Raw genomic sequence first — 12,871 nt, 5'->3', positions numbered from 1 at the left:
CTAAAGAGTACTGTTAGTCCTCCTTGCGCAGAAGTCACGACAAAAAGCATCGTGATTCTGCACTAAAAGTTTTTCCTGGCAGCCATAGCGATACGGTACCACCTGACTCCATTCCGAACTCAGAAGTGAAACGTATTAGCGCCGATGGTAGTGTGGGGTTTCCCCATGTGAGAGTAGGACACTGCCAGGTCCTTATTTCGAAAAGCCCTTGTCTTACGACAAGGGCTTTTTCGTTAGGAAGCAAAGCGAGTACTCTGTAGTCAAAAACTGAGGGTACTGTGTGTCTTCCTTGCGCAAAAGTCGCGACAAAGAGCGTCACGATTTTGCACCACTAAACCCGCCTAACGGCGGGTTTTTTGTGTTTGGGAGAAAGGAAATTATGGGGATGCAGTATCTAGCCGACAAACAGCCCGAGCCTGGCGAGGTCTTTGAAATTGCTGACGGTGTGTTGTGGCTAACCATGCCTTTGCCTTTCGAGTTAGATCATATCAATCTTTATCTTATTAAAGACGGTGACGGCTGGGTGGTAGTCGACACAGGAATTGGCACAAGCACAACTAAAAAGCTGTGGCAGCAAATTTTTAAAAAAATTGATGGTCGTATTACCGGTGTTGTTGTCACTCATCTTCATCCAGACCACGTTGGCCTAGGGGGATGGATTGCTGATGAGTTTAATGTGCCATTTTACATGTCGCAAACCGAATACTTTACCGCCAGAGCTTTTTGCGCTGGGAAAAACGGTGCGTCGAATCAACGAGATATCGATTACTACAATAGAGCAGGGCTAGATAAAGAGCTTATCGAGAAACTGACACAAGGGGATGGAAAGGGGTTTAGTCAGGTTGTATCGCCGATACCAATGAGTTACACGCGCCTCAAGCACAATGACACTTTATTGTTTGGTAGTAGTGAGTGGCAGGTTCTGATAGGAAGAGGGCACTCGCCCGAACACGCCTGTTTGTATAACGCTAACAAAGGCGTACTGATTTCTGGAGATCATATTCTGCCCATGATTACTCCAAATATTGGGGCATACTCTACTGAGCCAGAAGCGCTTACGCTAAATGATTACCTGACTACATTGCCGCCATTTAAAGCACTTCCTGAAAACACAGTGGTATTGCCAGCTCACAAGTTGCCATTTGTTGGTCTTCACGAACGAGTTGACGAGCTACTTAGCCATCACCATAAACACCTTGATGCACTTACTGAAGCTTGCCATACGCCGCAATCAATTTCAGATTTGCTTCCCGTTATGTTTAAACGAGAACTGTCGAGTAGAAATATGGTGTTCGCAGTTGCCGAGTGTTACGCACATATGAATTATTTAGTGGCTAATAACACGCTTAAGAGAACGCTAGATGATAGAGGGGTTTACAAGTTTTGTGGCGCTACAGTAAACGTTTGAGTTGATAACTGCACAAGCGCTATAGGTTTTCCTGCTCAGGCTGCTCACTAGCGCTGTCTTCCTCTTGCTGAACGTTCTGCGCGGGATATTTGGGAATGGTAATTTGAACAACCGTCCCTTTACCTTCCTTGCTGCTTATCGATACTTTTCCGTTGTGCTTTTCTATAGCGGTATAAGCAACAGATAATCCAAGTCCCTGCCCTTGCCCCTCGGGTTTTGTGGTAAAGAAAGGCTCGAATATTCGTTTGAGATTTTTTTGCTCAATACCACAGCCACTGTCGAGTATTTTAAAGCTAATGTCGTTGTCGTGTTCAACAATAGAAAGTTTTATAAATCCTTTGTCTTCTATCGCTTGTGCAGAATTCACCATAACGTTCATAAGGGCTTGCTTCAGTGTTCCAGGATCGCCAATAACTTCTAATTTTTCATGGGCACACTCAAACTTATACTCTGGTTTTGCATATTGTGCAGATATCAGGGTGATAAGCTGTTTAGCGACCGTGCACACTTCGATAGTTTGGTAGCCTTCTGCAGTTTCTAAAGAGAAGTTTTTGAGGTTTTCTACAATATCTCTTACTCGGGTAAGGCCTTCGCTAGACTCATCAATCAGCTCAGTAATGTCGTCTTTTAGTAATGCATAGTGATTGCTATCGTAGAGAGACTGTATTTGTTCCTGCATCTCTTCGGTAAAGTGTGTGATTTGCGACTCTACGCCATCGCAAATAGACAAAAGATGAGTGGCATACTGAGATAGTGTATCTAAGTTTGCGGTTACAAAACCAATTGGGTTATTTATTTCGTGGGCGATGCCGGCAGCGAGTTGTCCCGTTGAAGCCATTTTTTCAGCTTGAATAAGCTGGCTTTGTGCCGTGTCTAATTTTCGGATCAGCTTCCGCTGTTCCGCGTGTTCTTTTTTCAGCGCCTGCGACAGTTTTTGCTGCGCTCTAAAGTAGCTAGCCTGAGCGGTGACGTCTTGAAGGAATATGCAGGCTAGCTTTCTACCAGATGAATTATCCTTTATGGGAATTATTTCCATATTTTGATACATCTGAGTTTCTTCGCCCGTGATAGGGCGGCTACTTTTGAACGGAAATATGTGAGGGCGCTGTTCCCAGTAACTAAAGCTAGGATGTTGCAGAACAAAGACTGATTTCAGACGCCTTTGTAAAAACTTACCTTGCCCCTTAAAGAGATCAGTAACCGGCTGCTCTTTGTAATTCTTGCGTAGCTCATGGGGCAGCCTGTCTAAGAAAAAGTCGTTTAGATAAACCACGTTGAATTGTTCGTCAACAATGCCGATACCTACGGGAAGTTTGCTAACGAGTTGTTCGAACATTAGCCTAGTAGCTCATCCAATGTTGTTTTCATTCTGGCAAGAGACTCATCGTCTAAACAAAACACAACGCGCATGCTAAATGATGATATCGCAATAATAAACTGCACTTCCATCACCAGAGTGTGCTGCCATTGCAAGTCGCTAAAATTAGACTTTTCAGGTTGAAATAGCGTTGGCATATTCAAATTCGTAGTTAACTCTAGCTGATCTGAAAGACCTGATAAACAAGCGCCGGCCAGTATATTACAAAGCTCAAGAATAATTTCTTGCACATCTTCTTTATCAAGAGGCTCGTCGTAGTCCATTAGCTTCGCTACCTCTGCTAACCCCGATTGCGATAGCACCGACATCACCTCACCATGTATATCGCCTAAAAAGGATTGGCGAGTATAGAAGGAGTCTGTTGTTTCAAACAGTAAACTATACAGCTCACTTGGCGTAACTGTTGCAATTTTGGGAATTGAAATATCAATCTTTGTTTCAATCAGTTGTGCTAGCGAATTGGCCGCCTGTCCCATAGATATATTAAGAAGTTCTTGGAGTGCGTCTCTTTGATCCTCGTCAAGTGGTAACACAATACTCATAAGTACCCCAATTCGAACATCGCCATAGCGAGCTCTTCTTTGTCTAAAGGTTTTCTTAAAAAGCGCTTTGCGCCAAGAGAGGTAACGATTTTTTGCTTTTCTGGCTGAAAGTCAGCGCTAATAACGATAACGTTCGGTGCATCAGCTTTGTCGCTTAAGTATTCTAATACGCCTACGCCGTCAACTTCCGGCATAGTCAGGTCGAGCAAAACCAAGTCAAAGGATGTATCAGAAAGTAGTTCAATTGCTTCTTTGCCATTTGTGGCTTCACAGATGGCATATTCTAAATCCTCTGGTAATGCACGAATCACACTGCGTCTTGACAGCTTAGAGTCATCAGCAACTAAAACAGATATCGACATTAAAAAGTCTCCTAGATGGCATTATCGTGTTTGCCCAGTAGTAAAGTATGTGCAAGATTAGCGTTACTGCAACAATCTATATAAAAAAGTTTCACAGTGTGCAGTTCTCTCTCATGTTTCAATTATATGGCAGAAGTGACTTTTGTGCGTATTATACTTTAAGTCTAAAAATGAAAGAATGTGGGATGGAGTAACTGAAAATAACAAAACAGTGCGCCTATTGAACAGGCGCAGCGGTGAACATAAAGACTATTATAAGCTTGGACGACGTTAATTAGCTGTTTTGTAGTTTGTACATCTTTTCGATAGAGGATGGTATAGCGTCTACATAGCGCTTAACGTCAGCAATTTTACCCATACTTACTCTAGACCAATTGGTATACGTTCGATAAATGCCGCGAATTAAAACATTTTGCTCAGCCATGGCCTGGCGAAAATACTCCGCGTTTCCATCTCCCAAATTCACAAACACAAAGTTAGTACTTGATGGTAGCGCTGTCAAACCATTAGCTTTAACTGCGTCCATGACCATGCCTCTTCCTTCAAGAATTTTTTCTTTTGAAAAGCTTAAAAAGGCATCATCGTTGTAGCTCGCTATAGCAGCTGCTAAGCCTGCTTGGTTAAGCGTGTAATTGCCCATACCGTACTTGTTAATCCATTCGGTATTTTGTTCTGAGGCAATAAGGTAGCCAACTCTCATGCCGGCAAGACCATAAATCTTTGAGAATGTGCGTGCTACCACTATATTGTGGCCTGCTTTTACAAGAGGAATCATTGTGTGTTTTGGCGGTGCATCAGTAAGTTCGTTGTAAGCTTCATCAACCAGTACCAAGGTTTTCTTTGATGCCTTAATACAGAACTCGCGAAGCGCGGAAGGTTCGAGAATTTTCCCTGTTGGATTATTGGGGTTACATATATGCACCATACTAATAGTGTCGTCTATTGCGCTATAAATAGCTTCTAGGTCTATGTCTAGTGAAGCGGTATTCGGGACACGTATAATCTCAGGTCCCCCTTGTTTCTCTGGTGCTCTAGACGTGGTATCCCAAAATAGATCAGGCCCAAGAATTTTACCCTTATCACAAGCCGCTAATGCTGTATAAGAAAGTATCGGGCTAGACCCTGCGCTAAGTGAAATATTTTTCTTATCAATACTATGACGCTCAGCAATCATATCAATTAAGCGCATAGCGGCAGGGTAGGCATAGTATGCACCGCCTTGAGACGCAGCCTCAGATATTGCTTTAAGCGCAGATGGGCTGGGACCAAACGGATTTTCATTGGCATCAAGTTTTGCTACCCCAGGTTTTGGTCCATAAAGGTGCTGAGAAGAGCTTGAAGCTGCTTGAGCTCCCAATGTGGTAACAATACCGCTAGCGCCCATCGCGGTAGCTGCAGCACTGCCCCCTAAAAACAGGCGTCTAGAGCGATTGATTGTCATAGTGTTATTCCTTTTTCATAGCAGTAATAGTCACAGTGATTTACGACTTAAATGGCTTTGTAAAACATGGCGCTAGATACAATAACCAAATAAATTCCAAACAAGCGTTTGAGCTTTATTTCACTAAAGTTATGCGCCATTTTTGCGCCAATAGGCGCCGTGAAAATAGCACCTATGCTTATAGCGATAAGTGCAGGCAAATTGATATACCCAAAGGTGCCGAATGGGAGAGAAGAAGACTGAGAGTTGGTCATAAATAAAAAGCCCACCGCGCCAGGTAAACCAATTAAAAAGCCAACTCCTGCAGCGGTAGCAACCGCTTGCTGAATAGAGCGCTGACACATCACCATGGTAATAACCGTTGGCGTACCGCCACCTATGCCGAGCAATGCAGAAAAGCCTCCGAGAACAAAAGCCAAAAGCGCTTTGCCTTTGCCGGAAGGCATTTCAAATACAAGCCCGGGACGCACTACGAATTCTGGAAAGAGAAAATACACAGAGTACAAGAGAACCCCAGATGCGAACACCACGGTTAGGGCATCTGAACTAGTGTTGCCTGCAATGGCCACACCTCCTATAACGCCCAAAATCAGCCAAATACTCCATGAACGGAGTATATCGAAATCGACGGCACCTCGTGCCCTGTGGGCAATAACAGATCGTGCGCTCGATACCACGATTGAGGCCAATGAGGTACCAATAGCTACTTTTACCAACTCCTCAGATGGTGGAGTAAAAAAAGGAAATACCGCTAGAAGAGCAGGAACCACGACAAAACCGCCCCCATTTCCGAATAGACCAGCGGTAAGACCAGCGATAGCGCCGGTAATACACAAGGTAACTACAAACCACAGTAGTTCTATTTCCATTTATCTGAAGCTCCGTCGACGATTACTGTTAAAAATGCTTGAAAGTACTTCGTTGATGAGCAAACTGCTGTACTTAACGTTGAAAATAAGAAATTCACAATGAGATGTTCAAAACAAGAAATTGAAAATAAATAAGCTGCACGACTGTAAAACACCCGTGCCCACAGTCTGTGCAGAAATGTTACAAACCTAAATGTTGGCCGCTTATAAGCCGCCGATTATCACCATCAAGAGCAAAATTTTCATATCAGCGATTAAGCTAAGATCTCTTCGCTTGAGAGGGAAGAAAGAACAATATTTAGGGGTATAATAAAAATGTTGAGCCAGCTCTGAAGCACAGATAAACACTGAGTTAGCGCTTTGAAAGCTTTAGCGCAGCATTTTTTACCGAGCGTTATTTAGTCATGTACAAATAGAAGAGAAATATTTAGTTCTTTAGGGCTCTCCCTCGCTTTTATTAGTGTTTTCCATTCGCTATGGCATATCGCTTGCTATCTCAATTGCGTATCGCTTGCTGACTGCATTGCGGAATATTGATAAATGAGAGATCCCTCAGAGGCCGAACTTTGCACTCAAAGCAATTAACGTACTTTGTTACTACGGTTAAAAAAGGCAGTATCGCTGCAGCGGCAAGGGCGCTGAATATTGCGCAGCCGGCCGTGAGTCAACAGTTAGCGAATTTAGAGCGAGAAGTTAAGGCTACTCTTTTCAATAGAAGCTATGCCGGCGTTTCACTAAGCCCAGCCGGAGAGATTTTTTTCAATCATGCAGTTGCCTTATTAGAGCAAATGGAAGCAGCTAAAAATGCGGTTGTTGAGCTGAATCACTTGCATGAAAAAACAATCAAGATAGGTGTTATTCCGTCCATTGGTAACGTTGTGTCTTTGCCTCTAATTACAGAGGTAGAAAAGGCTAATGCTTACAAAAAAGTAGAGATTAGTACGGGGCCTTCTTATGCCATTAATGACTGGCTTGAATCTAAGCAGGTCGATATAGCGCTTTCTTATCGGGAAGCGATTGATGACAAACACACTACTGCAATACCTCTTATTCAAGAGGAAATGCACCTTGTATTTCCTGCATCATTACAAAAAGAAGAACTGGCGTTTCTCACCAATCGAAATACCGTGCGTTTTGAGGAATTAAAAGGTCTACCATTGATATCGCCCGGTACAAAAGATGCGCTTGGGCAGTTGATCGCCAGCTTCGAGCAGCAGACCGGGATTAAGTTGAATCACGACCATGCTTATTCTGGGCAGTTGATGACAGGACTGCGACAAGTCATCAATGGTGAAGGGGTGATGATCCTTCCCACGTCAGCCATATTTCATCTTAAAGAACCCGGTTTGGTTGGCTCGGTAAAAATTGTCGAGCCAGATATGTATCGAACGGTCTATGCGTTTACACATAAAAATAATTCGCAACAAAAAGACATCGTCAACACTCTGTCATCGATAAAAAGGGTGGTATATGAACAACATGCGTTGCGTCACTGGTGCGGTAATTTAGAGTTTGCTACCACTACAGCTGGAACAAATTTAGCTACCCTTTGATCATTTATTACTCGATATTTTTGGGCAATTCAATGTCGATAAGAATAGGTAAATGATCGGATAAAACCGCTGTTTTGCGATTTTTTACTTTAGTGTATTTTTTTACATTAATATCCTTCGACACCCACATTCTATCGAGTGAAAAAATTGGGAACTGGCTTGGAAAAGTGGCTCCCATTTTCTGTTGATGAAGAAGTCGATTTAAAGACCGAAATGTTCTGGAGAAAAACTGCCACTCGTTAAAGTCACCGCCAAGTACAAGAGGTGTAGGAGTTTCTGCCAAGCGTTTTCTCAGGTGTTGGTGCAATAGAGTAAACTGAGACCTTCTTTCTTTAGTTTTAAGCCCTTTGTGGGTATTTACTACCGTTAATGGGCCACCCTCTGTCTGATATTGTACTAATTGAACATTTCTCGGTTGCCTACCTTGCTGACTTACATCTAGAGTTTCACTAGATAGGATGTCGTAGCGACTTAATACCGCGTTACCATACCAACCATCTTGTTCAGTAAGTGCGGGGGAAGCCGTTAAACGAAAGGTATTGTTGGCACAAATATCATCGATATCTTGATTTGTATCACGGTGGCTAGGGCGGGTGTCCATCTCTTGCAACAACACAATATCTGCACCCATTTGCGATAAGAATTGCCCGATTCTTTTGTAATCATGCTGTTTATCGCGCCCTACGCCACTGTGGATATTATATGAAACTATGCGACACATTCTTCGCTCTCATTATCCTGTTGTTTCTCATTGCTCGCAGCTTGCTTTCGCTGTTGATAGTAGCGGGCAAATTTCTGAGAGCCCCAAATCATCAAGCCCCAAAGTGCAATGCCTGCAACCAGATAGCTGATGGTTTCGACAGAAGGGTTTTGCCAAATTTGCGCGATAGAGTCACCCACTAAGCCTTTGGCAATCATGGGCGGAAACATACCGAGGAATGTGCCAACCAAAAACTGAATAATGCCGATAGATGAGATGCCGGCGACCAAGTTGACTAAACTAAATGGTGCAATGGGCAGCATTCGAATAGCCGCTACGCCAACAATACCGCTGCGTTTAAGCTTTTCGTCAACGGCAGCTACTTTGGGGCCTCCCAGCTTTTTCAAGCCAGCGTTACCAGAAAGTTTACCAATGCCAAATAATATTGCTGAGCTTAATAAAGCGCCCATCATTCCGTAAATTGGCCCCCAAATTGGGCCAAATATCGCGGCCACAGCTAGCGAAAGAACGGTGACTGGGAAAAACAAAATTCCACCAACCACATAGACCATTAATACCGTAGGCAGCGCAAAGTAGGTTCCTCTACTTTCTTCCAGAAACGCATTGATACTGTCTGAGCTCAACCAAGGTATAGATTGACTTGCCCAGTACATTAAGCCACACATCACTGCAACAATGGTTACCCCAATGGCAATCATAATGCTTCTACGCCTGGGGTTTCTGGCGGGCAAAACCGTTCCGTCAGGAGTTGGAATGGAAATCAAGGGCTCTTCAGGGTCTGACAACGAGCGAAATAGGTTTGCGGTTGATTGCTCAGTAAATATTTCGTCTCTTACCTCGGTAAGAATATAGCCATGGGCAATTTGCCCCTGCATAAATGCCTCAACAGGGTTTGGTTGTTCAAAAATAGCGGGCATATCTTCCAGCGCTCTACCCGTATGTTCTGCAAGTAAGTCATTTCTAACGTTAACAACACTTTGTTTGTTTTCTGGTGTATTGCCATACAGAACCGTATCAATCTCGGTGTCCAGCGTCATTGAACGATTACTCAGATTAGATGAACCAATAACAAGGTACTTATCGTCAATGGTCATTACCTTTGAGTGAATACGTTTGTACGCGCGTTTTCCCTGCATATCTTCAATAGATGAGTAGGTCATCTTCACTCTTTCTGGTGAAATACCACTCTCTAATATGGTTTTAAATTGAATGCGACTGGCCCAAAACGCTTCGCACTCAAACTTTCCTTTCGGCTCGTATGAACTAACAATACACACATTCAAATTGGGCTTAAGCTTAAGCTGTCTATTTAATTCTTCTGCTATTTCTTGACGAGTAGTAAATTGATTCTCAATGTAAATAAATGACTCAGCTTGGCCGATAAGGTCTAGCAGCATGTGGCGCACTTCTTGTGCAGGTTCTACCTCGTCCATAAAAGGGATCGTTCTTGCCAGCGCACACTCCACGTTTTTAAAAATAGGAGGGTAGCTTTCTGGCCATGCAGCAGGAATTGGCGCATCAATGTTTATATTCGCATTATCTCGAATCGCTATGGGCGTTTCGTTTGCAACTCGCTGCCATCTCCAGCGTACGAGTTTCGAAAAATCAGCTACTACCGGGCCGCTTGATACCATTTGTACGTCGTGCAGGGGCCCATAATCACCGTCTGGCCCATCACGCTCCTCAGATACCACAGGATGATCTCTGGTGTCCCAACGGTTAGTAGATACGTCCATGCCTCCTGAAAAAACCAGCTCGTCATCAATGACCACAATTTTTTGATGCTGACTCCCACCCATAGGAATGGTGTCATCAAGTTCGGTTTTTACATTATCGGGGGTTTTTTCATCCCATGCTTCTTTAGCCCAAAGTTCTCTTTGTGCAAAAAATGCAAGGGATGAGTCCCACCGCAGCAGATAAATTTGAATATCAGGGGTTTGTTCAGCTTTCCATTTTAGTAAGTCGCTTATAACGCTTGGTGCTGAACTTTGCGCTTCATCTTCACCACGGATAAGACGAATTCGGCTGTCTATGTCCCAGCCAACAATAAATATGCTGTGCTTTGCTTTTACTATCGAACTGTGCAGCGCTTTATAATAATTGGCGCAGTCGATAAGGGGAGCTGCGAATGTAGCGTTGCTCTCTACCCAACAGTTTTCGCCTGGCTCAAAAATATTATTCTGCGAAGTCATGATATTGTCCTAATGCTATTTTTCTCCGTTATCGTAAGAGATTTGCACAAATCATTCCGTATGAATTGATGCCAAAATAGAAAGCTAAATTATTGTTTTTCATTGGTAATTAGGCTTTCCCATAAAAGAGTGACGATAATGGGAAGGTAACTTAATTGTAATAATTTCACGAATTACCTCCTTCTTTCCCGTCTAATTGGTAAAAAGCATTTTTTTCACCTATATATTGGAAGGGTTATGTATTGGAGTAAAACAAATGGGTTTCTTTTCCCGAGAAAACGCTGCAAAGCAGGCATTGTCTCAATCGATACTTGCTGTAGTTACCATTGATGAAAATAATAATGTAACGTTTTATAACGATGCAGCGGAGCAACTGTGGGGTTATTCTCCTTCAGAAGTTATCGGAAAAAATATAAAAATGTTGGTGCCAAGAGAGCATCAGTCTAATCACGATAGCTATGTAAATACTCACCGAAATACAGGTGTGAATAAAATTGTTGGCAGCTCAAGGGAAGTGGAACTGGAAACCAAGTCAGGACAGCGTATTTGGGTACAACTCGCTTTATCGCAGGTAGACGTGGGTGGAAAAAAACATTACACCGCTTTTGTTCGTGATGTTACAGAAGAGCGAGAAGCGAGAGAAATTGTTGAGCAGACTCTTGAACAAGCGTTAGATGCTGTAGTTTGTATTAATGAAAATAATGAAGTAACGCTGTTTAACGCCTCGGCAGAAAAATTCTGGGGTTACAGACGAGAAGAAGTTATCGGTAAAAACGTGAAAATGCTGGTACCAAAGGCTATCCAGGCTAACCACGATAATTACGTTAATGCGAATAGGGAAACAGGACAGGACAAGATTGTCGGCACCAGCAGAGAGGTCAGAGTCGAGCGAAAAGACGGTGAGCTGCTTTGGGGACGCTTGTCTTTGTCAAAAGTACGACTTGCAGACCGCACTCTTTACACCGCTTTTGTGAGAGATGTAACCGAGGAAGTAGAACAGCGTGAATTACAGCGAATGCTGTCGCTAGTGGCGAATGAGACGGACAACGCTGTTATTATTTCAGACTCTGACGGACTTATTGAATATGTAAATAACGGTTTTTATCGCTTAACAGGGTGGAGTTTAGAAGAGGTTAGGGGCAAAAAACCTGGCTCATTTTTGCAAGGTGAGGAAACTGCCCCCAGAACTGTGGATGTTATTCGTCAAAAGCTTAAAAACAGAGACGCCTTTTACGATGAAATTTTGAATTACCGTAAAGATGGTTCACCCTATTGGACGTCGCTATCCATAAACCCAGTTTTCAATGAAGGGCAACTGACTAACTTTATTGCCGTACAGGCCGACATTACCCGCGTAAAACAAATGTCGCTTGATTTTACTAACAAGCTCCAGGCCATTGGCAGTGCACTGGTACTATTAGAAATGGAGCCGGACGGAAGGTTAGTCGAAGCAAATAAATTGTTGAAAGAAACACTGAAAGGCATTTACGACTCTAAAGAATTTGCGAAAGAGTTGATGTCACGGTTAACTTCAGAAGACAGGACTCAGCTCGAAAAGACTGGCTTTGTTTCTAAAATTCTAGAATTTAGAAATAACGATAAGTACCTCGCTTTTGATTCACGAATTAGCGCGCTTAAAAACTTTAACGGTCAGATTACGCGATACGTGTTCTTTGCCATTAACGTATCTACGCGCAAACAAGCAGTAAATGACACACAAGGGGCAATGCAAGAGTTGCTTACAACCAGTCAAACTATTAGCACCATTGTGGGTACTATAAACTCAATTTCTGAGCAAACCAATCTGTTGGCACTTAATGCCGCCATTGAGGCCGCAAGGGCCGGAGAGATGGGACGCGGGTTTGCGGTCGTAGCCGACGAAGTGAGAACTTTGGCAGGAAACTCTCAATCGTCATCAAATGAAATTGATAACCTCGTAAAAACAACTGTGACCAAAATAGAAGAGCTTGCCCAACTCATAAAAGGTATTGACGGTTAAAGCTGGTGTCGAAACCAATTGATTGTTGGAATAGCTATTGTTGGAATAGCGATTCTTGAAACTCGTACATTTAATGGCGCCGTTTTGGCGCCGACCTAGTACCTTTTGGCGCTGGTTTATACTACAAGCCACAGGTCAAGGGCGTTTCTCTGAAAGTGTCTTTGTGAGGAAATAGCGCCTCTTTTGCCCACTTTTACTCCACACATATGGCCTTTAATGATTTCTCGATTATCTAATGAAACTTTCTTTTAATTTTTAAGATATTGAAATTATTATAAAAAATGATTGATTGAAAAATGCTATCGAATGAATTCAATTAATCGACTATCAAAAAGGGCCACTTCTATCTATCTTTATCGGTGTTAAAAGTAAATATATTGTTAACCGTAATAGCTTTTGGAAAACA

General features: G+C 42.9%; 10 protein-coding genes and 1 rRNA gene. 4 read left to right on the top strand and 7 right to left on the bottom strand.

Going from position 1 to position 12,871, the window contains the following annotated elements:
- Positions 1-74 precede the first annotated feature (74 nt).
- Positions 75-190, top strand: a 5S ribosomal RNA gene (gene rrf, locus BM528_RS15300).
- Between the two features lie 195 nt (positions 191-385).
- Complete coding sequence (locus BM528_RS15295; protein WP_071981351.1) at positions 386-1,408, top strand: MBL fold metallo-hydrolase; 1,023 nt, start codon at positions 386-388, stop codon at positions 1,406-1,408.
- Between the two features lie 19 nt (positions 1,409-1,427).
- Here the strand turns inward: BM528_RS15295 and BM528_RS15290 are convergent, their stop codons facing one another.
- From BM528_RS15290 to BM528_RS15270, 5 genes are all read right to left on the bottom strand, one after another.
- Positions 1,428-2,744, bottom strand: coding sequence for a sensor histidine kinase (locus BM528_RS15290; protein ID WP_071980578.1), 1,317 nt, complete (start codon positions 2,742-2,744; stop codon positions 1,428-1,430).
- The gene (locus BM528_RS15285; protein WP_071980577.1) at positions 2,744-3,328 is read right to left on the bottom strand and encodes a chemotaxis protein CheX; all 585 of its coding nucleotides are present in this window, start codon (positions 3,326-3,328) and stop codon (positions 2,744-2,746) included. Before BM528_RS15285 ends, BM528_RS15290 begins: the two co-directional genes overlap by 1 nt.
- Positions 3,325-3,690 (bottom strand): response regulator, encoded by a 366-nt coding sequence (locus tag BM528_RS15280; protein ID WP_071980576.1) that lies wholly within the window; start codon positions 3,688-3,690, stop codon positions 3,325-3,327. Before BM528_RS15280 ends, BM528_RS15285 begins: the two co-directional genes overlap by 4 nt.
- Positions 3,691-3,964: 274 nt before the next feature.
- On the bottom strand, positions 3,965-5,131 hold the full coding sequence (locus tag BM528_RS15275; RefSeq protein WP_071980575.1) for a pyridoxal phosphate-dependent aminotransferase: 1,167 nt from the start codon (positions 5,129-5,131) through the stop codon (positions 3,965-3,967).
- Positions 5,132-5,178: 47 nt separating this feature from the next.
- Entirely contained in the window at positions 5,179-6,000 is an 822-nt protein-coding gene (locus BM528_RS15270; RefSeq protein ID WP_071980574.1) for a sulfite exporter TauE/SafE family protein, read from the bottom strand.
- Positions 6,001-6,566: 566 nt separating this feature from the next.
- Between BM528_RS15270 and BM528_RS15265 the strand changes: the two genes are divergently transcribed.
- A complete protein-coding gene (locus BM528_RS15265) occupies positions 6,567-7,553 on the top strand; it encodes a LysR family transcriptional regulator (protein ID WP_071980573.1) in 987 nt (328 codons plus the stop codon).
- A gap of 7 nt (positions 7,554-7,560) precedes the next feature.
- On the opposite strand, the gene BM528_RS15260 is transcribed toward BM528_RS15265, so the two are convergent.
- Entirely contained in the window at positions 7,561-8,274 is a 714-nt protein-coding gene (locus BM528_RS15260; protein WP_071980572.1) for an endonuclease/exonuclease/phosphatase family protein, read from the bottom strand.
- On the bottom strand, positions 8,262-10,466 hold the full coding sequence (locus BM528_RS15255; protein ID WP_071980571.1) for a VTT domain-containing protein: 2,205 nt from the start codon (positions 10,464-10,466) through the stop codon (positions 8,262-8,264). The genes BM528_RS15260 and BM528_RS15255 overlap by 13 nt, the downstream gene beginning before the upstream one ends.
- A gap of 256 nt (positions 10,467-10,722) precedes the next feature.
- Between BM528_RS15255 and BM528_RS15250 the strand changes: the two genes are divergently transcribed.
- Positions 10,723-12,465: a PAS domain S-box protein gene (locus BM528_RS15250; RefSeq protein WP_071980570.1), complete on the top strand. Its 1,743-nt coding sequence runs from the start codon at positions 10,723-10,725 to the stop codon at positions 12,463-12,465.
- The last annotated feature ends 406 nt before the right edge of the window (positions 12,466-12,871 follow it).

This window comes from Alteromonas sp. RW2A1 (assembly GCF_001886475.1).
Classification (GTDB): Bacteria; Pseudomonadota; Gammaproteobacteria; order Enterobacterales; family Alteromonadaceae; genus Alteromonas; species Alteromonas hispanica.
Note: the sequence above shows the minus strand (reverse complement) of the source record. Positions and strands in the feature narration are given on the sequence as shown.